The organism is Rheinheimera tilapiae (genome assembly GCF_042432165.1).
GTDB classification, from domain to species: domain Bacteria; phylum Pseudomonadota; class Gammaproteobacteria; order Enterobacterales; family Alteromonadaceae; genus Pararheinheimera; species Pararheinheimera tilapiae.
The window spans coordinates 824,614-849,112 of record NZ_JBHLXP010000003.1; the positions used below are offsets into that span (position 1 = coordinate 824,614).

Annotated in this window: 23 protein-coding genes; 14 read left to right on the forward strand and 9 right to left on the reverse strand. The window is 53.3% G+C overall.

What is annotated here, in order from left to right; genetic code table 11:
• Positions 1 to 31: 31 nt before the first annotated feature.
• The 5 genes from ACFFJP_RS14520 (at position 32) to ACFFJP_RS14540 (ending at position 6,554) form a co-directional block, all read left to right on the forward strand.
• Positions 32 to 163 (forward strand): DUF2256 domain-containing protein, encoded by a 132-nt coding sequence (locus ACFFJP_RS14520; protein WP_377245734.1) that lies wholly within the window; start codon positions 32 to 34, stop codon positions 161 to 163.
• A gap of 72 nt (positions 164 to 235) precedes the next feature.
• A complete protein-coding gene (locus tag ACFFJP_RS14525; protein WP_377245468.1) occupies positions 236 to 1,231 on the forward strand; it encodes a tetratricopeptide repeat protein in 996 nt (331 codons plus the stop codon).
• A gap of 131 nt (positions 1,232 to 1,362) precedes the next feature.
• Complete coding sequence (locus tag ACFFJP_RS14530) at positions 1,363 to 2,235, forward strand: HDOD domain-containing protein (RefSeq protein ID WP_377245471.1); 873 nt, start codon at positions 1,363 to 1,365, stop codon at positions 2,233 to 2,235.
• 396 nt (positions 2,236 to 2,631) lie between these two features.
• Positions 2,632 to 4,113 carry an MFS transporter gene (locus tag ACFFJP_RS14535; protein ID WP_377245474.1) on the forward strand — a complete coding sequence of 494 codons (1,482 nt, stop codon included), beginning with the start codon at positions 2,632 to 2,634 and terminating at the stop codon, positions 4,111 to 4,113.
• A gap of 20 nt (positions 4,114 to 4,133) precedes the next feature.
• Positions 4,134 to 6,554, forward strand: coding sequence for a glycoside hydrolase family 15 protein (locus ACFFJP_RS14540; RefSeq protein WP_377245477.1), 2,421 nt, complete (start codon positions 4,134 to 4,136; stop codon positions 6,552 to 6,554).
• 127 nt (positions 6,555 to 6,681) lie between these two features.
• Here ACFFJP_RS14540 and rlmF read toward each other — a convergent pair whose 3' ends face one another.
• The 3 genes from rlmF to ACFFJP_RS14555 all read right to left on the reverse strand — a co-directional run bounded on the left by rlmF (position 6,682) and on the right by ACFFJP_RS14555 (position 9,023).
• The gene (gene rlmF / locus ACFFJP_RS14545) at positions 6,682 to 7,623 is read right to left on the reverse strand and encodes a 23S rRNA (adenine(1618)-N(6))-methyltransferase RlmF (protein WP_377245480.1); all 942 of its coding nucleotides are present in this window, start codon (positions 7,621 to 7,623) and stop codon (positions 6,682 to 6,684) included.
• Positions 7,623 to 8,756 (reverse strand): LacI family DNA-binding transcriptional regulator, encoded by a 1,134-nt coding sequence (locus tag ACFFJP_RS14550; RefSeq protein WP_377245483.1) that lies wholly within the window; start codon positions 8,754 to 8,756, stop codon positions 7,623 to 7,625. The genes rlmF and ACFFJP_RS14550 overlap by 1 nt, the downstream gene beginning before the upstream one ends.
• 75 nt (positions 8,757 to 8,831) lie before the next feature.
• On the reverse strand, positions 8,832 to 9,023 hold the full coding sequence (locus ACFFJP_RS14555; protein WP_377245486.1) for a hypothetical protein: 192 nt from the start codon (positions 9,021 to 9,023) through the stop codon (positions 8,832 to 8,834).
• Between the two features lie 160 nt (positions 9,024 to 9,183).
• Between ACFFJP_RS14555 and ACFFJP_RS14560 the strand changes: the two genes are divergently transcribed.
• Genes ACFFJP_RS14560 through ACFFJP_RS14575 form a run of 4 tightly spaced genes read left to right on the forward strand, consistent with a single transcriptional unit; the run spans position 9,184 to position 12,411 of the window.
• Positions 9,184 to 10,071 (forward strand): MipA/OmpV family protein, encoded by an 888-nt coding sequence (locus tag ACFFJP_RS14560; protein ID WP_377245489.1) that lies wholly within the window; start codon positions 9,184 to 9,186, stop codon positions 10,069 to 10,071.
• Positions 10,071 to 10,457, forward strand: a complete 387-nt coding sequence (locus ACFFJP_RS14565; RefSeq protein WP_377245492.1) for a DUF3019 domain-containing protein — start codon at positions 10,071 to 10,073, stop codon at positions 10,455 to 10,457. The genes ACFFJP_RS14560 and ACFFJP_RS14565 overlap by 1 nt, the downstream gene beginning before the upstream one ends.
• Entirely contained in the window at positions 10,457 to 11,149 is a 693-nt protein-coding gene (locus tag ACFFJP_RS14570; protein ID WP_377245495.1) for a response regulator, read from the forward strand. The genes ACFFJP_RS14565 and ACFFJP_RS14570 overlap by 1 nt, the downstream gene beginning before the upstream one ends.
• A 2-nt stretch (positions 11,150 to 11,151) precedes the next feature.
• Complete coding sequence (locus ACFFJP_RS14575) at positions 11,152 to 12,411, forward strand: ATP-binding protein (protein ID WP_377245498.1); 1,260 nt, start codon at positions 11,152 to 11,154, stop codon at positions 12,409 to 12,411.
• A gap of 36 nt (positions 12,412 to 12,447) precedes the next feature.
• Here the strand turns inward: ACFFJP_RS14575 and ACFFJP_RS14580 are convergent, their stop codons facing one another.
• Entirely contained in the window at positions 12,448 to 13,125 is a 678-nt protein-coding gene (locus ACFFJP_RS14580) for a DUF3334 family protein (RefSeq protein WP_377245501.1), read from the reverse strand.
• Between the two features lie 307 nt (positions 13,126 to 13,432).
• Between ACFFJP_RS14580 and ACFFJP_RS14585 the strand changes: the two genes are divergently transcribed.
• The 3 genes from ACFFJP_RS14585 (at position 13,433) to ACFFJP_RS14595 (ending at position 16,808) form a co-directional block, all read left to right on the forward strand.
• The gene (locus ACFFJP_RS14585) at positions 13,433 to 14,914 is read left to right on the forward strand and encodes a hypothetical protein (RefSeq protein WP_377245504.1); all 1,482 of its coding nucleotides are present in this window, start codon (positions 13,433 to 13,435) and stop codon (positions 14,912 to 14,914) included.
• Positions 14,915 to 14,936: 22 nt separating this feature from the next.
• Complete coding sequence (locus ACFFJP_RS14590) at positions 14,937 to 15,494, forward strand: sugar O-acetyltransferase (protein WP_377245507.1); 558 nt, start codon at positions 14,937 to 14,939, stop codon at positions 15,492 to 15,494.
• Between the two features lie 135 nt (positions 15,495 to 15,629).
• Complete coding sequence (locus ACFFJP_RS14595) at positions 15,630 to 16,808, forward strand: multidrug effflux MFS transporter (RefSeq protein WP_377245510.1); 1,179 nt, start codon at positions 15,630 to 15,632, stop codon at positions 16,806 to 16,808.
• Here ACFFJP_RS14595 and dusC read toward each other — a convergent pair.
• Positions 16,792 to 17,736 carry a tRNA dihydrouridine(16) synthase DusC gene (gene dusC, locus ACFFJP_RS14600; RefSeq protein ID WP_377245513.1) on the reverse strand — a complete coding sequence of 315 codons (945 nt, stop codon included), beginning with the start codon at positions 17,734 to 17,736 and terminating at the stop codon, positions 16,792 to 16,794. The two genes, ACFFJP_RS14595 and dusC, sit on opposite strands and share 17 nt — an antisense overlap.
• A gap of 154 nt (positions 17,737 to 17,890) precedes the next feature.
• Here dusC and ACFFJP_RS14605 point away from each other — a divergent pair, with 154 nt between their 5' ends.
• Positions 17,891 to 18,742, forward strand: a complete 852-nt coding sequence (locus ACFFJP_RS14605) for a substrate-binding periplasmic protein (protein ID WP_377245517.1) — start codon at positions 17,891 to 17,893, stop codon at positions 18,740 to 18,742.
• Positions 18,743 to 18,778: 36 nt separating this feature from the next.
• On the forward strand, positions 18,779 to 18,976 hold the full coding sequence (locus tag ACFFJP_RS14610) for a hypothetical protein (RefSeq protein WP_377245520.1): 198 nt from the start codon (positions 18,779 to 18,781) through the stop codon (positions 18,974 to 18,976).
• On the opposite strand, the gene ACFFJP_RS14615 is transcribed toward ACFFJP_RS14610, so the two are convergent.
• The 4 genes from ACFFJP_RS14615 to ACFFJP_RS14630 form a co-directional block, all read right to left on the reverse strand.
• Entirely contained in the window at positions 18,951 to 19,877 is a 927-nt protein-coding gene (locus tag ACFFJP_RS14615) for an endonuclease/exonuclease/phosphatase family protein (protein ID WP_377245523.1), read from the reverse strand. The two genes, ACFFJP_RS14610 and ACFFJP_RS14615, sit on opposite strands and share 26 nt — an antisense overlap.
• A 70-nt stretch (positions 19,878 to 19,947) precedes the next feature.
• Positions 19,948 to 20,172 carry a hypothetical protein gene (locus ACFFJP_RS14620; protein ID WP_377245526.1) on the reverse strand — a complete coding sequence of 75 codons (225 nt, stop codon included), beginning with the start codon at positions 20,170 to 20,172 and terminating at the stop codon, positions 19,948 to 19,950.
• Between the two features lie 103 nt (positions 20,173 to 20,275).
• Entirely contained in the window at positions 20,276 to 22,891 is a 2,616-nt protein-coding gene (locus tag ACFFJP_RS14625; RefSeq protein WP_377245529.1) for an alpha-amylase family glycosyl hydrolase, read from the reverse strand.
• A gap of 14 nt (positions 22,892 to 22,905) precedes the next feature.
• Positions 22,906 to 24,405, reverse strand: coding sequence for a tryptophan halogenase family protein (locus ACFFJP_RS14630; RefSeq protein ID WP_377245532.1), 1,500 nt, complete (start codon positions 24,403 to 24,405; stop codon positions 22,906 to 22,908).
• Positions 24,406 to 24,499: the final 94 nt, after the last annotated feature.

Genomic DNA, 24,499 nt, shown 5'->3' on the forward strand with positions numbered 1-24,499 from the left:
TTCAGGAGCGATTCAGTTGCCGCATCACAAATTGGCATTACCTGAAAAAATCTGTCCGATTTGCCAACGACCATTTAGCTGGCGGAAAAAATGGCAGCGGGACTGGGCAATGGTGAAATATTGCTCAGAACGCTGCCGGCGTCAGAGCAAAGGTCAGACCTGATCTGAGTCAAATCGCGCATACAGTAACCATCAGGCTAATCTTCGTTAACCAAATAATCACAAGGGCTTACTGATGAAAACTGCTTTATTGCTCTGCGCGTCGATTTTCTCCGGATTGCTGCACAGCCAGACCGACGTATCCGCTGCACAAATTCAGGGTTGGCTGGAGAAAGACCAGTTCAACAACATTGAAAAACACGTCACCGCGCTGCCAACTTTCGCCTCAGATGTTGTCCTGCAACAAGCGCATGCCCAGGCACTGATTGGTCTGGACCAGGCGGAGAACGCCGCTGATTTTCTGCAAAAAGCCCACAAAGCTTTCCCTAAAGATGCTGACTTGCTGCAATTAGCAGCGATGAATCAATTTACGCTGGCGCAACAAGCCAGCATTTTTTCAGCGGCTGGCCATGCCAAAGACGGTCTGGCGTTGCTAAAACAAGCGGTGCAGCTGGCGCCGGAAGATGGCGATTTGCAGCTGAATCTGATTGGTTTTTATCTGCAGGCGCCCGGTATTGCCGGTGGTGATGAAGACGAAGGTAAAAAGCTGGCAAAAGCATTGGCGGACAAAGATCCGGTGGCAGGCCCGCTGGCGCAGGTCTTGGTACTCAACAGTGACGACAAGACTGACGAAGCGTTAAAAGTGATCGATAGCGCGCTGCAACAACAACCGCAACAATCACGTCTGCTGGCACAAAAAGCCGCCCTGTTGCTTGGTAAAAAACAAGCTGCCGAGGCGCTAGCCTTGTACCAACAGGCCGCGCAATATGCAGAAAAGCCAAAGCAGAAACTCAGTTATCTGTATCAAATTGGCCGGCTGGCCGCAGTGGAACAACAGGATAAAACCGCCGGTAAACAGGCCTTGCAGCAGTTCATTGAATTTTATCAGGACGGTGAAAATCAACAGCTACCCTGGGCCCGAGTGCGCTTAGCGCAAATTCATCTGCTGGAACAGGACAAAGCGTCGGCGGAACAAGTGTTACAGCCGGTTCTGGCGTTGAATGACAGAGAAGAAAAACTGGAAAAAGAACTGAAAACGTTGCAAAAACAACTGAATAAGCTGAAAAGCTAAGTCACTTCAGTCTGCGACCGGCGGTCTGCCAGAACCGCCGGTTGCGTTCAATCAGCCACTGCAGTTCAGCCGCGAAGCGGATATACTAGGGTCTATTCTGATCCGTCCTTTGCCTTCCGGAGTCTGGCTATATGGTCAAACCTATTGATATGAAAGCGGTCGAACAAGCACTCACCGGCTTCACGATTCCCCCACAACCTGAAGTCCTGCTGCGTATTAAACAAGAACTGGAACGCGAAGATCCTGATATCAATACCATCGCCACTTTGATCAATATGGACATCGGTATCGCCGGTTTTACCCTTAAAGTTGTGAACTCAGCCTATTTTGGCCTGCGCCGGAAAATCAGCTCGATTGAGCATGCCTGCAAATTCCTTGGCTTAAACCGCGTCGTCAAGCTGGTTTCTAGTGTGGTGCTGCGATTTACCCTCAGCGACGGTCAGTCCGACCCTTTTACCTTGCGCCAGTGGAATAGCGCCATGGATGTCGGCAGTGCAGCAATGTTAATCGCGCAGCATTTGCGGCTCGGCTCTGAATGTGCCGACGATTGTTATTCGATTGGCCTGTTCCACAACGCCGGCATGGCACTGATCCACGCCCAGTTTCCGGACTATCCGAAAGTCCTGACCGTCGGCCTGAGTAAAGAAATGACATTTGCCGATATCGAACAGCGTTTTTTTAATACCAGCCATGAAATGCTGGGTTTTATGATTGCGCAAAGTTGGGGTCTGGCGGCGGAGATCAGCAATGTGATCGCCTATCATCATCAGCCTGAATTGATGTTGCATACGACCGATTTGTACGAAAAAAGGCTGTTTGCCATTTTAAAACTGGCGGAACATATGGTTGGCGAACAAACCAGTTTATTCGGTGTATCCGATGACAGCAGCTGGGATGCCATTGCCGATCTGGTGCTCGACACGCTTGAACTCGATGAAATGCACTTGTTAGATCTGGGCGATTTTCTGCTGGAAAACGGTGTCGAGAACCAGTTCCATCGTTGAGCCAGACCGCAGCTCTGGTGCACCAGAACCTGTCAGACCGGCCCCGTAGGCCGGTTTTTTGTTTCACTCTGGTGCAATCAGCCAGGAGTTAACCGGCACCATGCCTCATTTCGCCGCATCGCTATCAGTTGAATACGTATTCATGTTGTTGTAGCCGGCAAAGCACGTTATCAAAGACAGCTGGTTGTCTGCCTGCATGATTTTTTACGCTGCACGCACTACCCACTGGTTCCTGGAAACACAGTTGCGGGGAGCATCAACTCCCCATTTTTTCTGCGTTTTTTCTGACATATTCTTGGGAAAACCATAGGCTTAACCGTGTTCTGCTATGCTGGATCCGGAGCCACAGGCCCATATAACAACAAAGCACAAACTATCTAATCACGGGGATTCATTATGCAGCAGGCCAAACCCAATCTGAGTTTCTGGCAGATCTGGAACATGTGCTTCGGCTTTTTAGGCATTCAGTTCGGTTTCGCCTTGCAAAACGGCAACGTCAGCCGCATTTTTCAAACTCTGGGCGCCAGTATCGACGAGCTGCCGATCCTGTGGATCGCCGGCCCGCTGACCGGTTTATTGGTGCAACCGATTGTCGGTTATTACTCGGACCGCACCTGGAACCGGCTCGGCCGGCGTCGGCCTTATTTCTTTTACGGCGCAGTCCTGACCACTATGGCGCTGTTTTTCCTGCCTAATTCGCCAAGTTTGTGGATGGCTGCCGGCATGTTGTGGATCCTCGATGCCTCCATCAATATCACGATGGAACCGTTCAGAGCTTTTGTCGGTGACAACCTGAACGAAAAACAACGCCCGCTCGGCTTTTCCATGCAGAGTTTTTTCATCGGCATTGGTGCAGTAGTCGCTTCCGCCCTGCCGTATATGCTGACCAACTGGTTTGACGTGGCCAATACCGCAGCGCCCGGCGAAATTCCTGACTCAGTCCGTTATTCCTTTTATGCCGGCGGTATTGTGCTGTTTATTGCGGTGTTGTGGACCGTGATGCGTTCCACTGAATACAGCCCGACGCAGCTGGCCGCCTTTGGCGAGGCGCATGAAGAAGAAGTTGCCGGCACCAACCAGCGCCGTTATTGGCAGCCTGGCACCATTGCCAGTGTAGTCGGCGCGCTGTCACTGGCGTTGGTCTGGCACTTCAGTCTGGATCAACAGCTTTACATCCTTGGCGGCGCGATCCTGGCCTTTGGTCTGCTGCAATATTGGGTTTCTGCGGCCAAGGGCAAAGGTCACTCTGGCATGGTGGTGCAAATTGTCGATGACCTGTACCAAATGCCAGGCAGGATGCGTCAGTTGGCTGTCGTACAGTTTTTTTCCTGGTTTGCTTTGTTTGCCTTATGGATTTATACCACTGCCGCAGTGACGTCAGTGCACTACGGCAGCTCAGATCCAACCTCTGCCGCCTACAACGACGGCGCTGACTGGGTTGGCATGTTGTTCGCGTTTTACAATGGCTTTGCCGCGCTGGCCGCTCTGGTCATTCCATATATTGTCCGTCGCACATCACTGCAAATCGCCCACTGTATCAATCTGGTCCTCGGCGCTGCTGGCTATCTGTCGTTTTTAGTCATTAAAGACCCGGCTCTGCTGTGGATCTCGATGATTGGTGTTGGTTTCGCCTGGGCTTCGATTTTGTCCTTGCCTTACGCGATGCTGGCCGATGTGCTGCCAGCCGGCAAAATGGGCGTGTACATGGGGATGTTCAACTTTTTTATCGTGCTGCCACAGCTACTGGCCGCGACTATTCTCGGTTCGCTGGTCAACCATCTGTTTAATGCCGAAGCTATTTACGCGCTGGCGCTGGGTGCCGCCAGCCTGCTCATTGCTGCGGTTTATGTGCTGACCGTTAAAACCGAAACCCGCTGAGATAGCGATACAGGATCCTGATGATGAAACAATTTTTTGCCCTGACCGCGCTGACCAGTGCCTTAATGCTGACGGGCTGTCAAAAAGCACCGGCCACCAACGTCGCAGTGGCGCCGGGGGCTCCAGGCCAGGTTTCAACCTGGTCTTATGCTGGCAAAACCGGTATCGGCACCTCCTATGAGCAATATCAGCAAGGTGCCTACAATGACAAAGCTGCCACCGGAGTCGTATCAAAGGTCTGGTTCTCGCTGGCACAAGGCATTCTGACCGAGACGATGGCGGGCCTGATCCATCAGGCGCAGCTGCGTGAAATGCAGCTGATAGTTCAGGGCAAAGATTTTGTCGACGAAGAAAAAACGGCAACGATCAGCCACGTCGATTATCTGGCGAAGGATGCCGCCGGTCGGCCGCTGTCGCTGGCGTATCAAGTCGTCAATAAGGCCAAAAATGGCCAGTATCAAATCGAAAAGCAGTACTTCACGGATCCGGCCGGTCAGTCGATGATTGTGCGCACCACTTTTAAAGCGCTCAGCAACGGTTTGACGGTGTATTCCTACGTCGACCCGGCACTGGCCAATACCGGCAGCAATGACAGCGCAACCTGGTCAGACGGCGTATTACAGGCGCAGGATGCTAACAGCAGTCTGACGCTGTTGACTGTTCCGGCGCCGGTGAGCGGTACTGTCGGTTTTGTTGGCGTGTCGGATGGACTGAGTACATTAAAAAGCACGGGACAATTTAACGCCTATGCAAGCACCGGCGACAGCAAGGGTAACGTCGCCGCGCTGATGCAACATGCCACGCTACAACAAGGTGAAACAGCCAGCTGGACTCAGGTGATTGGGTTTGCCGACAACGCGCAACAAAGCCGTATTGAAGCCCAACAAACGCTGGACCGTGGCATTGACGCTGTCCTTGCCAGTTACAACGGTGACGGTGACGCGATCGGCTGGAGTGATTACATGCAAAGCCTGCCAGCGCTTGCCGGCCTCAGCGCACAGAGCACAGATCAAGGCAAACTGTTATATGCCAGCGCATTGGTACTGAAAGCTCAGGAAGATAAAACCCATGCCGGCGCTTTGATTGCGTCGTTATCCAATCCGTGGGGTGAAGTGAAATCGGCCGAACAGGCCCAAACCGGTTACAAGGCGGTCTGGCCACGCGATTTTTATCAGGTCGCGATGGCGCTGCTTGCGCTCGGTGATATTGAAAGCCCAAAAGTGGCCTTTCAATATCTGCAAAAAGTACAAGTGAATGCCAATACACCGGGTTATCAGGGTACACCAGGCTGGTTCCTGCAAAAAACCCATGTCGACGGCACACTGGAGTGGGTCGGAATTCAGCTGGATCAAACCGCGATGCCCATCATGCTCGGCTGGCGCTTATGGCAGGATGGGATCCTCAGCACTGCGGAAATCACAACTTGGTACCACAGTATGCTGAAACCTGCCGCTGACTTTCTGGCGCATGGCGGCAAAGTCAAACTGGACTGGAACGATATCGAACTGAAAACGCCGGCAACCCAGCAAGAACGCTGGGAAGAACAATATGGCTATTCACCGTCGACAATGGCCGCAATCATCAGCGGGCTGGTCAGTGCTGCCGATATCGCAGCAAAAGTGGGTGATAGTGCCGCGGCAACGCTCTATCAGCAAAAAGCTGACGAATTTGCCGGTAAGCTCGAAGCGCTGACCTACACCGAACAGGGCCAGCTAAAAAGCGCACCCGGCGCTGGTCCCTACAGTGATGGTAAATATTATCTACGGATCAACAGCAATGAGGATCCAAACGACAACAGCGCGCTGGAGCTGCGCAATGGTCAGGCTGACACCCGCGAAGGTAGTGTGGTCGATGGCGGTTTTCTTGAACTGGTGCGTTATGGCGTGCGTAGGGCCGACCATCCGGCAGTGCTCGCAACTTTGGGCGAAATGGATGACCTGTCGTTACCGGATCTCACGCGTGTCCGCTATGAATTCCAGACCGCGACAGGCCAGACCGTCTCAGGCTGGCGCCGCTATGGTATTGATGGTTATGGCGAGGACATTGTCAGCGGCGAAGCTTATGCCAATGGTCCGGGTCAAACTAATACGGCCGGACAACGCGGCCGGGTCTGGCCATTTTTCTCCGGCGAGCGTGGTCACTATGAACTGGCCCGCGCTTTATTACAAAAGCCTGAGCTGAGCGAAACCGAACTGGCACCATTGCGCACGCAGTATGTCGGCGCAATGGAACATTTTGCCAATGACGGCCTGATGCTACCGGAACAAGTATTTGATGGCGTTGGCAATAATAGCCATTACCAGTATCAGTCCGGTGAAGGGACCAATGGCGCAACACCATTAGCCTGGACGCACGCTGAGTACATCAAGCTGTTACGTTCATTGCAGGACCAGAAAGTGTGGGACCGTTATCCGCTGGTGGAACAGCGTTACGCGAAGTAACCCTGCGACTCTTTGCTGGTGCGATGGGCTGGTGCGATGCACCAGCACGACTCTCCCGCTCCCGGTTTGTTGTGGCGATGCAGCGAGCCGGGAGTTTTTCTTTGTTCTTTGGGTACCGGTTATAGTTTCAGCCGCGGCGCCAGCGATGTTGCCGCCACAATGCCGCCAGTTCCGGCGTCAGAAAACTCCAGGCCAGGATCCGGCTTTGTTTGTTGCCTTGCGCCATCGCAATAACCTGAACCTGAGTCGCGCCTAATTGCTGCAGTTGCTGTTGCAGTTTTGCCAGATGTTGTTGTTTGGATACCAGCGTGGTGAACCAGTAGACCTGATTGGCAAAATCTTTACTTTCCGCCAGCATCTGACGTAAAAACGCCGGCTCACCGCCTTCACACCATAGCTCGTTAGCCTGACCAGCGAAATTGAGCGGCGCCTCGTTACTCAGGCCCAAATTGCGTTGTTTACGGGCACTGCCCGCAGCTGCGGCAGCCGGGCTGTCATGAAATGGTGGATTGCATAATGTCAGGTCCAGATAATCACCCGGCTTGATCACGCCGTGAAAAATCGCCTGCGGCTTTTGCTGAGCCCGCAGACTTAACTGCCGTTGCAGAGCGTTTTCCTCGATCAGCACAGCAGCATTGGTCAGCGCCGTTGTATCGATATCGCTGCCGATCGCCTGCCAGCGCAAAGCTGTTGCCGCCAGCAAGCAATAAATCAGATTGGCACCACAACCAATATCCAGTAGCTGTATCGCACTGGCCGGGACTTTTTTGCCCTGATGACTATCCGTCAGCAAATCCTGCAGATAAAGCAAATAATCCAGCCGCCCCGGCACAGCCGGACACAGATATCCCGCCGGGATCTGGTAGTGTTTCACACCAAATTGCCATTGTAACAGCGCGGTATTCAGCAGCTGCACGGCCTCGGGATCAGCAAAGTTCAGCGTATCCCTGCCATCAGGCGTGGTTTTCAGGTGCGCGGTCAGGCCAGGTTGCAGCAACGCTAACTCTGCCAGCGGATAAGGTGCCGCAAACGGATTGCGCGGATGTAGGGTGGTTTTGGTCGGGGTCATTAAGAAGTACTGGTGACCTGCGTGCTACCACATGAGCGCCGCACAATCATTTTCGGTTCAATTTCAGTCTGGCTGATACTTTCTTGCGCAATCAGTTTCAACAGGTTGACCACTAACATTTCACCAGCCAGCGTGGTGTTTTGCTGAATTGTCGTTAATGGCGGCGTACAGAAACTGGCCATTGGAATGTCGTCAAAACCAACCACAGCTACATCTTCCGGCACGCGCAGACCCGCGGCCTGCACCGCGCGGATCACGCCGATCGCGATCAAATCACTGGCGGTAAAAATTGCACGCGGACGATGTCCGGCGGCAAATAATTGTTGAGTCGCACTGTATCCGGCCTGCTCAGTGGAAATCGCATCAAATTGCGGCACATCCTGTGGGCGAATACCATGTTCTGCCAGTACTTCAAGATAGCCCTGATAGCGCTCAAAAAACTCCGGCGCATGATCGGAAGCAATGCCAATAAACGCAAAACTGCGATAGCCAAGTTCCAATAAATGCGTCGCCGCCTGACGGCCACCTTCCCGGTTGTTACTGCGGATAGTGAACTCAGGATGTCCCTCAACCTGCGCTCCCCAGCAGACAAAATGGGTTTGCTGGGCTAGTAGTTGCTGCAGCTTTTCTTCGTAGTCGATGTAATCGCCATAGCCAAGTAAAATAATGCCATCTGCCTTTTTACTGTCTTCATAATCAGCATGCCAATCATTGCTAAGCTGCTGAAAAGAAATCAATAAATCATGGCCACGTTTGGTACAGGCCCGGGTGATGCTGCCAAGCATTGATAAGAAAAACGGATTAATTTGTGAATCGTCGACGGTAGGATCTTCAAACAATAACAATGCCAGCGTACCGCTGCATTGTTTCCGCAGATTACTGGCATTTTTGTCGACTTTATAATTCAGTTGTTTGGCGATCGCGAAGATTTTATCTTTGGTTTCCTGATTGACCGCCGGACTATCCCGCAATGCTCGGGATACTGTCGATTGTGACACGCCCGCAAGATAGGCAATATCAAACGAAGTGGCTTTTCCTTTCATACCGCAAAATTCCCCATAGGCCTGCAACGCCAGGTTACCGCGGGTCTGTACAATCGCGCGAAAAAAACCATGCGCGGTCAGACCTGACATCAGGCTGCTAAGGTGCCACAACAGGCTGCTGCGGGCAAGCAAACTGGCCGCATAAAAACCTGGCTGCGGCCAGTATCAGGAATTACTTGCAGTGATTTGAGCGGGTTCAGTGCTGAGCTGCTGAGCCAGCGGATTGACTTGTGGTTGGCTGACATGCTGGGAAGGCGATGTATGTACACAAGATCCCAGCAAATTCAGCACCAGAAAAGCCATGATCTGTAGCCGGCAAAACCGCCCTGGGGCAGGTGCATCAAATTCGTTTTGCACTGTGTTTCTCCATTCACAAAGCGTCGGGCCAGTCTATGCAAGACAACCGGATGCTTCTGTGACAATTCCCCGGCCAATTTGTGAAACAATGTTATTTTTGCTGCCTCACATCTGCCGCGATGCTAAAGTGCCGACAATTGCAGCACCACAGGCTCTGGTCATGATGTTACGAGCATTGTACTTAATTATTCTGGTTTTGGGTGTTTCTACACCTGTACAAGCCGACTGCACGGCCGCCAACGAAACGGAGCCATGTATCGCCAGCGAGCAATGGCAGTTTAGTCTGGCCATGGGCGCCGGATACCGTTCCAATCCACTTCATGGTGGCCACAATATTCCGCTCTGGCTGATGCCAGATCTCAGTTATTACGGCGAGCACTGGTTTTTTGACAATGCCACGTTCGGTTATAGCTGGGAACTTAGACCTGACCTGCAACTCAGCCTGGTCAGCCGCTTTAACGAGGAACAAGGGTATTTCCGTCGACGGTCTCCCGTCAACCTGTTTGAATCACAATTTATCTCTGATATGGGTGTGGCAGGTCCAGTACAAAAAGTTGCGACGAAACAAGAACTTTCTATTTCACAAGCAGACAAAAGACCATTAGCACTCGATGGTGGTCTACAGCTCAACTGGTTTTTGCCGGGACTGCATCTTAAATTGAACTGGTGGCACGATATCAGTCAGCAATATGATGGTCAGCATCTGCGGATGGCCGCCAGCACAGGCTGGCATAGCCGGATTGGCGAATGGCAGCTTGGTGCAGCACTAGCATGGAAGGATCAGCATCTAATGCATACTTATTATGGTCTGAACGCACAGGAAGGTGACGGTCTGGAATATCGTGCCGAGGCCAGCTGGCAACCCGAAATCAGCCTGCAATGGCAATATCCGCTCACTGAACGCTGGCAATTATTAAGTTTATGGCGTTATCGCTGGCTTAATGCAGATGTGGCAATACCGGCCGAGCCCGGCAGGATGCAGAGTCCATTGTTACAGGAATCTGCGGTTAAAAGCTGGTTTGTCGGCTTCAGTTACCGGTTTCTCTGATGCGGGCTGTGGTGTTGTTCACGATGCTATGGAGCGGTCTGGTGCAGGCGATGCAGTCAGATGCGCAATGTGATCGCGCTTTGTGTTGGCAGGTGCAGCCCGTAGTTTGTATCGCCAATCAGACTGCTGATAGCTGTGCGCTGGACTTTCAGCTGTCATGGCAACATCCCCAACCCATTTCCGTCTGCGCAGAGCTGGCCGGACAATCACTACATTGCTGGCAGCAACAAACATCTGGTCGGCTGCAATATCAAGCGCAACTGGACGGGCCGGGCCAACTTCACTTGCTGGTCGATGGCAAGATGCGCCTGAGCCGGCAGTTATCGGTTTTAAGTCGTCAACCGGATCGCAAACGCCGGTTAGTCGCCCCCTGGAGTGTGTTCTGATGAGTAAAATCCTGTTAGTCGAAGATGACCAACGTCTGGCCAGCCTGGTGCAGAGCTTTTTGCAACAACACGGCTACAGTGTCCAAGTCTGTGACAACGGCCTGCAGGCCGAACAAGCCTGTAAAGAATTTGGCCCAGAGTTGGTCGTGCTGGATTTGATGTTACCTGGTCTCGATGGCTTCGCTGTCTGCCGAGCCTTGCGAGGCTGGTACCGCCAGCCCATTCTGATGCTGACTGCCAAACAAAGTGATATCGATCAGGTGTTAGGGCTGGAACTTGGCGCTGATGATTATGTGATTAAACCGGTCGAACCTCGGGTGCTACTGGCCCGCATTCATGCGCTATTGCGGCGCACGCAAGGTGGCACCACAGCAGATCAGCAACGTCTGGAATTTGGCAAACTGAAACTGAATCAATCAGCCCGCGAGGCCTACTATGCGGAGCAGCTGGTCGAGCTGACCAGTTACGAGTTTGACCTGTTGTGGATGTTAGCTAAACACGCCGGTCAGACCGTGCGGCGTGAAGCTATTCACAAACAAATCATTGGCCGTGAATACGATGGCCTGGATCGCACAGTCGATGTGCGTGTGTCGCATTTACGCCGGAAACTGGGCGACAACGCTGAAACGCCGTTTCGGATCAAAACAGTCTGGGGCAAAGGCTATCTGTTTGTCGCCGACGCCTGGAACTAAACATGCGCCGGTTATTCCTGCGATTTTATCTGTTTATCTTATTGGTGTTACTGGCGATCGGCTGGTCGGTCGAACGGTTGTGGGAACAAAGCCAGAGCCCGGAATTGCCTGGCTGGGTTGAATTACTTGGGCAAAGTCTGGCCTACCAGTTGACGACACCGGATCTCAGTGCCGAACAGGTTGCCGCCCAACTGAATTTGCCACTGCAGTCGCTGCCAGCACAAAGTATTGCGTGGTCTGAGGCGGAACAACAAGCGCTGGAGCGTGGCCAGCTGGTGCCTCTGTTCAGTGATAACCAGGTGTACTTTTATCAGACGCAGCAGGATCAACTGCTGCAGTTTGGTCCGGTGCAGGTGGAAGCGCCGGTACACAACACTTACCTGTTTACTCTGTTATTTTTTCTGTTGCTGGGTGTCGCGCTGGCCGGCTGGCTCTGGCCGGTGGCCCGCGATATTGAACGGCTGCAACGGCAGTTACACCAGTTTGGTCAGGGCATGCAGTTGCCGGATCCACCATTACCAGACAGTTCATTGCTGGCGCCAATAGCCCGCAGTGTGCGGCAAATGGCCAGCCAAATCATCCGGTTGATGTCGCTGCAGCGTGAAATGACCCACGCGGTATCTCATGAACTGCGCACCCCATTGGCCCGACTAAAATTCGCGCTGGAGTTACAGCCTTTGGCTGACAGCGAAAAACAGGCGATGCAACAAGATCTGGCCGAACTTGACCAGCTGGTCGACGAAATGCTGGATTACGCCCGGCTCGAAGCGCAAACCGTCCGGCTGACTTTTGAAGAGGTTGACCTGGTGGAACTACTGGAAAATCTGCTGGAAAAGCTGGCGCCGTTACCCGGGGCCCCGATCTTGCTACAACGCCCGGCCCGGTTACGCTGGACCTGTGATGGTCACTATCTGGAACGGGCCCTGCAGAACTTGCTGTTGAATGCCAAACGATATGCCCACAGTCAGGTGATGTTGACCGTGCAACAACACGGCAACCGGCTGCAATTGGTGGTGGAAGACGATGGCCCGGGCATTCCGCCAGACCAGCGTGAAGCCATATTGCAGCCTTTTGTCCGAGTCGATCAAAGCCGCAGCCGCGATAAAGGTGGTTTTGGCCTGGGACTCGCGATCGTCAGCCGCATCGTCGGCTGGCATCAGGGTCGGTTATCGATTGATGATTCACTGCTTGGCGGCGCCCGCTTCAGCCTGTCATTGCCGGCAGAGCCAGCCGGCAGCAAAAAAAAACCGCGGCCTGAATAACCGCGGTTTTACTTTTATCCTGAATAATCTGTTGAATTACAACCCAAGATTGGCGAGGAAATCATCATCTACAGCATTGTCTGCGGCCGGCGTTGCATCGGCACTGGGCTGACTGTGTGCATTGGCCAGAATGTCGTCGACGTTTTCTTCTTCCGCCGTTTCAAAGTCATGCAACTGAATAAATTCGGTTTTATCCATCGCCAGTTCGAGATAAAAAATGTTGTGCAATGGCGTGTTAAAAGTGACGCGGCGCGCTTGCGGCTGATCCAACTGAGTATTGATCAGGATCTGCACCTGCTTGTTGATCGCCATCATTTTTGGCTGGCTCTGATTGATCGACGTCTGCAATTCCTGCCGCACGCGATTGGTAAAGTCGCCAACGATTTGGTTCATCAGCTCACCCATCACGTTACCGACTTCGTCTGACGTGTGGAATTGTGCCAGTTCAGTTTCCGGCATTCCCATACTCATCATATATTTGCGGTAGATTTCCATCGCGGCTTCTGCCGTGAAGTTGATCACCACCAGACCAGAAAAACCACCGTCAAACAATACAAAACAGCCTAAATCCGGACGTAAGCAAGTTTTGTGGATCTTTTGCACCATCGGAGAATAGGCGATTTGCGAATTGCCGGCGGCGGCAAACACCTGTGTGACCGACGCACAAAGCGTAATCAACACATCATCGGTGTTCAGTACTTTATTCTTTCTCATGAAGGCTCCTGTTTGGGCCAGATTTCAGCTGCGTGATTATCAGCAGGTCTGATAGTCACAGAAACACCGCATCAATTAAAAAATGGTGTTCCAGAACAACTTAGCAGATGGACGTCGTTCTGGAATACTATGCCAGCAAGCTGCAAGGCGCAACTTTGTTATGCAATTCCGCTGCAACACCACTACCGTATTGTGCGTCGGCTGTGTAACAAAAACCGGCAGCGACTGCGTCTTCCCTTCCCGTTGGGCAGGAGTTCAGCTATGGTGTAGTTTTGCCACCCAAGCGCCAGTACAGAGACCAGTGTGGATGACCACCGATCCCAAGACTCCCGTTGAAAATAGTTATAGCAAGAACTTAGGTAAGCTTATCAGCGGTTTACTTTCGGGTTCCCGCTTTCAGCTATCCATCTATGGCACAGCAGCACGTTTTTTCAGTCGCGACGAGCAGGACAGCGCAGAAATAGCTGCGTTGCAGCAAGTCTGGGAACACAGTCAGGCACAACTGGCGCATGCCAATCGCAAAACCGAAGCGTTGTTGATTGCCGACGTTCAGCAAAAACGTCAGCAATTGTTTGACGCCGAATACCGCTATGAGCAACTACAGCAGCAGCGATATGGGCAGCTGTACCTGTTGTGTCAGCAACTGCTGGAACTGACCGAAGGCCAAACCCGCCAGGAAACCATTCTGCGTTCATCACGCCTGCTCGGCACTTTACAACTGCTGGCGCCAAGTGAAGGCGACGGCATGGCGGCGATGCAACAAAAATATAAGCCGTTTTACAAAGCAGTGCTGAGCCTGCGTCTACTGGATCATTTGCTCGAGCAAAACCTGATCACCAACAGTTATATTCTGAAAAAAGCCACACAGCGCCAGCAGATGCTACAGTTGCCGGACCAGCAGGCTTATTGTCCGTTTCGCGATGACGTGCAAATCCCGCTGTTGATGGCGGTATTGCTGCAGGATGTCGGCCATTACCATCCTGATGCGATGCGGTTGTTACAGGCCGACGGTAGTCAGCCCAGCTATCGCCTGCAATTCAGCAACACAGAGCGGCAGGAATTTCTCGAGATAAGCCTACAAGCCAGCGTGCGTTTTCTGCTCAAAGGTATTGGCGTGCCGGCCTACCGCGGCAATTCAAAAAGCGAACGCGCGGAATATCAGCAGAACGAGCAGGAAAAAATGGCTTTCGCTGCCACAGTGCTACGCACTGCCGCTACGCCCGGTTCCGGTGTTGGCAATCTACTGCGCATCCCGCAGGTTTATGCGTCGGCAGTGCTGCCGGGCCGCGCCCGTTTTGTCTATGAATCACTGCCCAAAGTCGCTTTGATCTTAAAAAATGGTGCCCGCGCCGGTCAGTATGACGAGCGGATGGTCGACCAGCTGTTGACCATCACCGGCATTTTCCCACAAGGCTATGGCATAGTTTATTTGCCGAAAGATAAAACCAATGCCAGCGCTGAGCGCTACGAATTTGCCATCGTCAATTCGTTATATCCGCCGAGCCCGGAAACGCCACTCTGTCGCGGTGTGACACGCAATTTGCGCTATCGCACTTCCGGCACCAACCTGGCGGTCAGTGTCGAACACAATTTGTATTTTAAACCGGCACGGCAAAAGCTGGCGGTGATCCCGGAAGCGCGTTTGCAGGAGATCCTCAGCAAGCTGTCATCGAGTTTCGAACCGGCGCAGTTGCGCCATTTTCTGCCACGCAGCTGGCACCCTGATGAGTTTTTTGCCGATCCGAAACATCAGAATTTGTGGAACCGTAACGAACTGCAACAAAACTAATTCCTCAAAGTGAATCACTGCTATGACCTCTGAACGTGAAAAAATGGCGCAACAACAATGGTTCGATCCACGTGACCGCGAACTGGCAGAATTGCGTCGCCGTGCCAAGCAGCTGTGTCGTCAGATGAATGACCAAGGCCCTGAGCCATTTAAAGCCCACCAGCAACTGGCCAGACAGCTGTTTGGCAAAGTCGGTAGCTGTTATATCGAGCCGGATTTCTGGTGTGATTACGGCGTGAATATCGAACTTGGGCAGCGTTTTTATGCCAATCATCATTGTGTATTGCTGGACGCCGCCACGATCCGGATCGGCGATGATGTGATGCTCGGCCCGGCCGTGCAGATTTATACCGTCAGTCACCCGCTGGCTGCCAGTGAGCGGATCACCGGCGTGGAACAGGCGTTGCCGGTGCAGATCGCAGATAAGGTCTGGATTGGTGGCGGTGCTATTATTTTGCCTGGCGTTTGTATTGGCGAAGGCGCCGTGATTGCGGCAGGCAGCGTGGTCAACCGTGATGTAGCTCCCTACACGCTGGTGGCAGGACAACCGGCGCGGCTGATCAAAGACCTGCCGCGCTGAGCATTGCACACAGTAGAGCGCATCTGACAATTCACAATTATGCGTGGAAGCGTCGATTTCCTTTCGGCTTTTACGATCATTAAAACGTTATTGATGCGGTAAAATATCAGTTTTTCCGAACAGAGAAAGACTGAGATGGCGAATCGTCCCTCACTGGCGCTGATCGCGCTGTTTGCCTCAGTGGTGGCAATCACCCCACTAGCAATTGATATGTATCTGCCGGCGATGCCGCTGTTAAGTCAGGCGTTGCAGACCGATGCCGGCGCTGTGCAGCAATCCCTTAGTATCTTTCTGGCGTTTTATGCGATTGGCATGCTGCTGTTTGGCCCGCTGGCTGACGCGATTGGCCGGCGTGCGCTGGCCCTGTTTGGCCTGACTGGTTTTATCGTTAGCAGTATCTGGCTCAGCCAATGCACCACTATTGAAAGTTTCCTTGTTGGTCGTGCCTTGCAAGCATTCTTCGGCAGCGCCGCCACCGTGGTGGTACCGGGCATGATCCGCCAGCTGTATCAAGAGCATACCGCTAAAGGCATGTCCTATGTATCGATGATGATGATGCTGGCCCCGCTGCTGGCGCCGGCGATTGGCAGCGGCGTGCTCAGCATCGCCGACTGGCGCTGGATTTTTCTGGCATTGGCCGGTTATGGCTTGTTGATCTTGCTGTGCAGCTGGCAATTCTTCCCGGCGACGCATCCGGACAGCAAACGCAAACCGGAGTTTTTCAGCGCCTATCGCACGGTATTAAGCCGCAACATGGCGCAGCCGCTCATCGCCGTATCGATGTTCGCCTCGTTCAGTTTTTTCTGCTTTCTAACCGCAGTCCCCTTTATCTACATCGGTCATTTCCATGTGGATACCACCACCTTCAGTCTGCTGTTTGGCTGTAATGTGTTGGCGCTGATCGCGGCGAATTTTGCCAATGCCCGTCTGGTGGTGGCGCATGGCAGCGCACGTTTACTACAGATTGCCTTCGCCAGTGCCTGTGTTTGGGCCTTACTACTGACATTACTTGGTATCATTGATGCGCCGTTATGGGCGGTCGTGACGGCTATTATTCCACTGATGGCGAGCCTGGGGATCTGTGCTACCAACGCCGATGCGCTGATCCTGATGGAATTCCCGGAGCATTCCGGCACCGCCACAGCAGTGATTGGCACCTTGCGCTTTGGTGCTGGGGCGGCAGCCGGACCATTGTTAGCGCTCGGCGGCCAGACGTCGGTACTGCCATTTGCCGTGCTGATGCTAAGCGGTGTCTGCGGCATGGGGCTGGCGTTGTGGTTCAGGCGGGTTCGCGGTGCTATGCGGACTGCCTGAGATGTTGTTGCAGTAACAACACGATATCAGCGCTTTTACGCAGCAACCGCAATTGCTGGAACAACACTTCCGCTTGCGGATACTGCAAACGCAGATAACTAAACCATTGTTTGATGCGGTTGCTGTAATACAAACCTTTGTCACCGGCAATTTCGTACTCGGAGTAACGCATCAGCATCTCCAGCACCTGCGGCCATGGCATCAGTGGTACGCCGTCACGAATGCGCAGCGCAAGGTTCGGCTGCGCCAGCGCGCCACGCCCGAGCATAATATCGCTGCTGCCAGACTGTTGCCGGCACAGCTGTGCATCGGCTGGTTGCCAGATCTCACCGTTGGCGATCACCGGGATCGCAATGACTTTGCGGATTTCGGCGATCCAGGGCCAATAGGCCGGTGGCCGATAACCATCCGCTTTAGTACGCGCATGCACGGTCAGCTCTGAAGCGCCAGCTGCAGCCAGCGCGCGGGCGTTATCCAGCACCAGACTGGTATCATCAAAGCCAAGCCGCATTTTAGCGGTGACCGGAAACTCTGCCGGCACCGCAGAACGCACAGCCTGCATAATGCGGTACAACGTCTCGGTTTCTTTCAGCAACACCGCTCCGCCTTTGCTTTTGTTCACCGTTTTAGCCGGGCAGCCAAAATTCAAATCGACGCCAGGCGAACCAAGCGCCACCGCCCGCGCGGCATTTTCAGCCAGCCATTCCGGTTCCTGGCCAAGCAGCTGCACCCGCACCGGTGTACCCGCCGGCGTTTTGCCGCCATTGAGTAACTCCGGACAAAGCCGGGTAAACACCCGGCGTGGCAATAGCTGGTCAACCACCCGGACAAATTCGGTGATGCATAAATCAAAGCCACCGATCTGCGTCAACATGTCGCGCATCAGATGGTCGACAACCCCTTCCATCGGGGCCAGAATAATCCGCATATTTGCGCCATTTCTCGGAAAAAGGGCGACATTTTAGCCAGAACCGCCGACAATTACCAAATATGCAGATAAGACCAGTCTGTCAGACTGAATACCGGATAATTATGGTAGCGAGCTGCCATGTCGCTCTCTGGCAAATACCTGTGGAATTGATGTGTTGAAACAACTGATTTTAATGGTGATGGTACTCGCAGGGTTTGCCTGTCCGGCTGACGCACGGGCAAAAGCTGACACCATTTGCCCACAACCGTTGCGGGTCCATTTGGATTTGCATGCACCGTCAGCCTATTACGACACCAGCGGGCAGCTACGTGGCATGGACGTTGAGATGGTACAGGCGATCATGCAGGCGGCAGGTTGTCAGTGGCGCTGGCATGTCACACCGATGACCGGCGCCAGAATTATCAAAAGTCTGCAGGACGGCGATATTGATCTGATGATCCGGGCTTCGAAAACACCAGACCGTGACCGTTTTGCCTGGTTCAGCCAGCCGTACCGGCAAGAAATTGTCGGGTTGTATGCCAGAGTCCATAGTGATTTACCACAAAGCCTGACACTGGCTGACGCTTTGCGATTAGGTTTACGCTTGATAGGCCCGGCCAGCGGCTGGTATGGCATTGAATTCGAGCAATACCGCAACCGATTTCGCCAGGAAAAACGCTACACCGCCTATCCGGATGCCAAAATCGGCACCGAGCTGCTATTTGCCACGCCCAGTCGCGGTGAACTGGTGCTGATCGACGCCGATCTGTTTTATCATTTTGTTGGCCCGGATCGGGTGATGGATATCCGTCAGGCCAGTCCGAACCTGCATATTACACCGGCACATCTGATGGCAAGCCAGAAAACCGTTGGCCCCGCGACGATGGCGGCACTGAATAAAGCCATCCGGCGGCTGCAACAAAGTGGTGAATTACAACAGCTGGAGCAAAGTTACCGGCCCCAATTATTGCGCGACCAGCTTGATGGACAAGCAAAGCTGGGCGCGGCGCACAGGATCCGCTAAAATAGCTTTCTTTGAGATTTATACCGGAACCCTGCCATGTGCTCAGCCAAAGCCCTGAAGAAGAAAATCGCCAAACGTGCCAAACAAAAGAAAAATATTCAGGTCAAAAACTCAATCCGGCTGAAACATAAAGCCAGTGCCGAAGCTGATGTTGCTGCAGCAACCACAGCAGAGCCTGAGCAAGTCGCATCCACTGACCATGTTGCCGTTACGCCGGCGACGACTGAGGCCTGAGCGCACGTAACTGAATTTGCACCAGCGCGTGGTCACTGCTGTAACCATCGCGCGCAAACTCCGGCCGGACTAAATGCTGATCAACCACCTGATAAGCACTGACTTCACCACAAGCATGATGATGGCGCGGATCAAACGCCGCCGACACCAACAAATAATCCAGAACTTGCCCGGCCGCGCCATGATAATGAGTTGCGGGTCTGGTTCCAGCCACCGCTAAATCAGCACTGTCCTGCAGCATAAACAATGGTCGTTGGCGGCGATCTACTGCCAACAGTGGTTGCAATAATGCCGAACTCAACACATCGTTAAAATCACCGGCCAGCACTAACGGCTGGGCCTGACAGCGTGTGGCCAGTGCCTGCGCCAGCAAGGCCGCTTCATGGCCACGTTGCAGCTCTGAGACCCACAGCGCGAGCGCAGCATCCGTTAGCTCCGCCGGGCGGCGTGATTTTAAATGCACTGTGGCGACAAACAGCGGGCCAAACTGTGGGGTCTGGATTTGCACCAGAAGTGGACAGCGACTGAACTGGAAGCTCGCCAACCCCAGCTGCTGCAACGCGGCCGGACTGGCCGGGATCGTTTCAGTACTGAGAATTGGATAACGGCTGACAATGGCCACTACTGGTTTAGTAAAAACATGATCGTCGACCAGAACCGGCGTCTCCACTGTGGCAAACCAGTGATAACCCAGCGGGCTTAATAGTTGCTGCAAAGCATCGACCGAGAACACTTCCTGCAGCGCCAGCACGTCTGGCTGTTGTTGTTGCAGCAAGTTTTTCAGCCAGTTAGTTTTTTGCTGCCACTGCGCCTCGGTATAAATATTGTCCCACTCATAACAAGCCAGCGGAGGCGCAGCAAAATTTAACAGGTTTAACGTCGCAACACGCAGATCAGTCATGTCCGGACTCCTCAAATCGGACGCTGGCGAATCTCAGCAAAATAACATAAACCCGCTGCTGTGCTGCAGCTTAATGCACCCGGATGGCCGGGTTAATCAGGAACAACAAGCGGTCCAAATTGAGTTTGTCGTAGGGCATGAGGCGGCTGGGTTTGCCGGGCCTTTCGATGAGCAACGCTTGTTCCAGAAAAGTCAGGCAGGCATTGCAGGTATGAATTTTTTGACCATCCACGTCAAACCGGCATTGGCTTAACTGCAGGAACTGTATGATCCGGCTGCGGATTTTTGACATCATCAAGATTTCCCTCCTTTTATCACCAGTGTCTGGTGCGCAACCAGACACTGGTGTGACTGAGGAAAACCACTGCAGTTCCCGCTTATTTTATGGTCAGACCTGTCTACTTTTGGTCAGACCGTGCTGCAACAGTCACTGGCTGAAGTTCCAGCCACAGATCATCCATCACTTTGGGTGCGTCCAGACTGGACGCTTTGAAATTCCACGGCGAAGGCGTCAGCCCGATCTCGCGCAGCACGCCTTCACCGGTTTTATCCCAGCTCGACAGATAAATTTTTGCCCCATCCCAGCCTGGCAGCCCGAGCGCAGCGGCATCGTATCGGATACGAATCAGGCCTTTAGCTGCATCAACCTGCAGCTGCGGCGCGGCACCGAGCTTTTTGCCGGTCTCGCTGCGGTTGGCGCCCTCGGCATTAAACACTGAATTGCCCCAGCCAAACAGGAAATGCCCCAACTGCCAGTTCAGCTGCTGTGGCATCGCTCGTCCTATCCCAGGTAGCTGGCGGGCCGATGGCAACTGTGACGCGCCAGGCACATGGAAAAACAGCGCCAGATGTACATTGTCAAATCCGTTGGCCGGCGCCCAGAACTGGCTGATTTGCTGCATTTGCAGTTCCAGCTCCAGCACATTGCCGCCGGCCCGGGCCCGCAGAGCGCGGATATCGCGTTGCAGCTGCGAATGTTGTTGGGTCGGGCCGGCGTAACTACCGTCAAACCCATGATCATCGCCAGCCGGATCTGTCACATCGGCTTGCCAGCTGGCGTTGGACACTTCGGTCTGAAACTGCCATTCAGTGCTGAGCGCACCGGTGTTTGGCTGATAGAGTTGTAATCGCTGCTGTTGTCGGCCTAAATCCCGCACCGGCAGTAAAAACCGGAAGGAGCCATCGGCAGCGGCTTTGATTGCCGGCAACTGATGCAATTGCCCATTCAGCACTGGCAGGATCACCTGCTGCGGTTTATCAGAATGGCCCTGTAACCAGACATCCTGTTTTAGCGTGCCTTGCGGCAACAACTGCCACTGCAATACCGCAGTGCTGCTAACCGGATTAACACTGCCGCCGGCCTGTGGTTGCAGCACCAGCACGGCACGGCCAGGCAGTTCCAGCGTCAGTTCGCCAGCGCTGTTGGGTTGTAGCGGCGCCGACAATGCGCCCGGACTTTGCCACAGCACCTTGGCGTTTTGACTGCCCAGCGCCAAAGCACTGAGCAAGCGTGGACTATCCGCAGTATTCATCACCACAATTGCGCTCTGACCGGCTGCGCGCATCTGATAAGCCAGAATGCCGGCGCCCTGCGCATCGGCTTGTAGCAGCTTAAACTCGCCACGGCTGAATAATTTGTGCTGTTTGCGTAAATCCGCCAGCTGGCGAATCTGCTGATACATGCTGTGCTGGCGGTTAAATGCATCGCCCTTCGCGCCCCAGCCACCGGCAAACATCGCCTGCCGCGTTTCGGGCAGCAGCTGTTCATCGCCCTGATAAATCACCGGAATACCGGGAATAGTAAACAGTAGAGCATAAGCCTGCAGAAAAGCGGCTGGACTGCCCGCCGCCAGAAAACGTTTGGTATCGTGATTATTCAGAAACGTGGGTAACAGATGCGGCTGCGGAAACTGACTGACATGTTGCTCTAACCGATAACCGAGCTGCGCCGGCGGCTGACCTTCTGCCAGTACCTGATTCAGCTCAAAATACAGCGGAAAGGCAATGACAGAATTCAGCTCCGGCTGCTCACTACGACCGAGAAAACGCCGGATTTTCTGTTCGCCGTCGGCCTGAAACGGTTTAGACGCTTCAAACACTTCGCCGAAGGCCAAAAAATGTTGTTTGCCCAGTTCACGCGCTTTGGCCAGCACACCATCCGGCGCATGCAGGAAATCCTGCCAGAATTCGTGTTCAACATACTTGGCGGTATCGATGCGATACGCGTCTACACCGGCCTGCTCCAGCCAATAACGGTAACTATGCTTGAGCGCCTGACGCACCCGCGGATTGGCCGTGTTTAAGTCGGCCAGCGTTGCCAGCTGATAGTTAAATTCCTGCCCCGGGACGGTCGGGTCGCTGATCGGCGGCGTCCAGTGATAAACATCGGCTTTGGCCTGAGCTGGATCTAAGCGGTTGATTTGGTCAAACGGCGGCTGCAGCGGCGCCGGTTGGCGACTGTTTGTGCCTTCATACAACACAAAGTTTTTCGCAGTATCTTTGGCATCATAAGGCCCGTCGTAACCGAAGAAATTACCGGTATGATTGACCACAATATCCTGGATCAGATACATACCACGGCCATGCAAGGCCCGCGACAATTGCTGGTAATCTGCCAGCGTGCCGTAGTGCGCATCGATGTTGGTAAAGTCAGTGGCCCAATAACCGTGATAGCCGGCATATTGCGCTTTTTCGCTCCACCACTGATTCGCTACCGGCGGTGTCAACCACAGCGCCGTGGCACCAAGACCCTGAATATAATCCAGTTTCTGCTGAATACCCTTGAGGTCACCACCACTGTAATGGCTGGATTTTGCCGGATTAAACTCGCCAGCGCCCTGGTTGTTGTTGGTGGGGTCGCCGTCAGCAAAGCGGTCGGTCAGCACAAAATAAATTACCTGATCGCGCCAGTCCGGTGACGGTACCTGTAAGGGACCCAGGCTGGTTTGCTGGGCAAAACTACAAGTAGCGGCCACTGCATAGACTGCCACCGCGAGGACTGTCCGTCTGATCATCTGAACTCCAACTGTTAGCGTTGAATCTGGTCAAGAAAGGCCTGATGCGTCGGCAATCTGCTGACCGTCACCTGCATAATGGCTTTGAGATTTTCCATCAACTCTTTGAGCTGCGTGTCATTCAGCGCCTCGACCATTGGGTGGTAATCCGCTGGCATCACGCCCTGACCAAACATCACCTGCTGCCAGGCAATCTCAGTGAAGAGTTCGTCTTGCTCGCGAAACACCCGGCCAGAATGGCGGAAAATATCGATTTTACGGCGCAAGGTTTCCGGAATATCCATCCGCGCGCAGTCTTTCCAGTACTGGCTGTCGGTGCGTTCGTTCAGTTTGTAATGCAGGATGATAAAATCGCGGATTTGTTCGAATTCAATTTTGGACTGACGATTAAACTCATCGCGCTCGGCGTCGTTGATGCCGTGATTCGGGAAAAATTTCAGCAGCCGCAACACACCGGACTGAATCAAATGAATACTGGTTGATTCCAGCGGTTCGAGGAATCCGCTCGACAAGCCAATACTGACCACGTTGCGATGCCATTGCTTCAGGCGTCGCCCCGTACGGAACGAAATTCTGCGCGGCTCTGCCAGCGGTTCGCCATCTAAGTTGGCTAAAAGTGTCGCTTTCGCTTCTTCGTCGCTGCAGTATTTCGATGAATAGACAAAACCATTGCCGATGCGGTGCTGCAACGGAATGCGCCATTGCCAGCCTTTGGCATGCGCAATAGATTTGGTATAAGGCGTAATGGGTTCGACGGATGCACAAGGCACCGCCATTGCGCTGTCCGCCGGCAACCAGTGCGTCCAGTCTTCATAACCGGTATTTAAGGTTTTTTCGATCAACAGCGCGTGTAAGCCACTGCAATCAATAAACAGGTCGCCACTGACTTCAGTGCCGCAGCCCAGTTTCAGGCTTTGCACGTCACCGCTATCCGGATGCAACATCACCTGCTCAACTTTGCCTTCGACACGCTTTACACCGAGTCCTTCGCTGAATCTGCGCAGACATTGGGCATACAAACCCGCGTCAAAATGATAGGCATAAGACAAACCAGGTAAATTGACGCCTTCAATCCGGTCGAGTTTGCCGAATTTGTGCTGAATGGCCGCCTGATAAGCCAGTGAAAAATCCCAGTAGTCGTAACCCATACCCAGCTGCTGGCTCTTTAACCAAAAATGATGAAAGCTGCAGGATGGAAATTCTTTACCGATGCTGCCAAAGGCATGCATATAGCTGTCGCCGGTTTGTCGCCAGTTTTCAAACTGAATACCCAGTTTGATTGTGCCTTTGGTCTCCCGCAAAAAAGCGTGCTCGTCCAGACCTAACGCAGCATTAAAATTCAGGATCGGCGGAATCGTTGCCTCACCGACACCCACAATGCCAATTTCGTCAGATTCGACCAAAGTGATCCGAATCGATTTCCCTAACAGCTTCACTAACAAAGACGCCGTGATCCAACCCGCGGTACCGCCGCCTAAAATCACCACATCTTTCAGTTGTTTTGTTTGTTGCATATCAACCTCAGGCATACATCCGCATCTTCCCGCCTGTCAAAGCACAGTTTTGGCAGGGCAAGTGCCTTGCAAACAGTCCCCTAAGCGCTTTTAC

Bases quoted from the DNA above. Each gene is read 5' to 3' on its own strand.
- ACFFJP_RS14525 (WP_377245468.1), top strand. From the start codon at position 236: ATGAAAACTGCTTTATTGCTCTGCGCGTCGATTTTCTCCGGATTGCTG.
- ACFFJP_RS14530 (WP_377245471.1), top strand. From the start codon at position 1,363: ATGGTCAAACCTATTGATATGAAAGCGGTCGAACAAGCACTCACCGGC.
- ACFFJP_RS14535 (WP_377245474.1), top strand. From the start codon at position 2,632: ATGCAGCAGGCCAAACCCAATCTGAGTTTCTGGCAGATCTGGAACATG.
- ACFFJP_RS14540 (WP_377245477.1), top strand. From the start codon at position 4,134: ATGATGAAACAATTTTTTGCCCTGACCGCGCTGACCAGTGCCTTAATG.
- rlmF (WP_377245480.1), bottom strand. From the start codon at position 7,623: ATGACCCCGACCAAAACCACCCTACATCCGCGCAATCCGTTTGCGGCA.
- ACFFJP_RS14550 (WP_377245483.1), bottom strand. From the start codon at position 8,756: ATGTCAGGTCTGACCGCGCATGGTTTTTTTCGCGCGATTGTACAGACC.
- ACFFJP_RS14560 (WP_377245489.1), top strand. From the start codon at position 9,184: ATGATGTTACGAGCATTGTACTTAATTATTCTGGTTTTGGGTGTTTCT.
- ACFFJP_RS14565 (WP_377245492.1), top strand. From the start codon at position 10,071: ATGCGGGCTGTGGTGTTGTTCACGATGCTATGGAGCGGTCTGGTGCAG.
- ACFFJP_RS14570 (WP_377245495.1), top strand. From the start codon at position 10,457: ATGAGTAAAATCCTGTTAGTCGAAGATGACCAACGTCTGGCCAGCCTG.
- ACFFJP_RS14575 (WP_377245498.1), top strand. From the start codon at position 11,152: ATGCGCCGGTTATTCCTGCGATTTTATCTGTTTATCTTATTGGTGTTA.
- ACFFJP_RS14580 (WP_377245501.1), bottom strand. From the start codon at position 13,125: ATGAGAAAGAATAAAGTACTGAACACCGATGATGTGTTGATTACGCTT.
- ACFFJP_RS14585 (WP_377245504.1), top strand. From the start codon at position 13,433: ATGACCACCGATCCCAAGACTCCCGTTGAAAATAGTTATAGCAAGAAC.
- ACFFJP_RS14590 (WP_377245507.1), top strand. From the start codon at position 14,937: ATGACCTCTGAACGTGAAAAAATGGCGCAACAACAATGGTTCGATCCA.
- ACFFJP_RS14595 (WP_377245510.1), top strand. From the start codon at position 15,630: ATGGCGAATCGTCCCTCACTGGCGCTGATCGCGCTGTTTGCCTCAGTG.
- dusC (WP_377245513.1), bottom strand. From the start codon at position 17,736: ATGCGGATTATTCTGGCCCCGATGGAAGGGGTTGTCGACCATCTGATG.
- ACFFJP_RS14610 (WP_377245520.1), top strand. From the start codon at position 18,779: ATGTGCTCAGCCAAAGCCCTGAAGAAGAAAATCGCCAAACGTGCCAAA.
- ACFFJP_RS14615 (WP_377245523.1), bottom strand. From the start codon at position 19,877: ATGACTGATCTGCGTGTTGCGACGTTAAACCTGTTAAATTTTGCTGCG.
- ACFFJP_RS14620 (WP_377245526.1), bottom strand. From the start codon at position 20,172: ATGATGTCAAAAATCCGCAGCCGGATCATACAGTTCCTGCAGTTAAGC.
- ACFFJP_RS14625 (WP_377245529.1), bottom strand. From the start codon at position 22,891: ATGATCAGACGGACAGTCCTCGCGGTGGCAGTCTATGCAGTGGCCGCT.
- ACFFJP_RS14630 (WP_377245532.1), bottom strand. From the start codon at position 24,405: ATGCAACAAACAAAACAACTGAAAGATGTGGTGATTTTAGGCGGCGGT.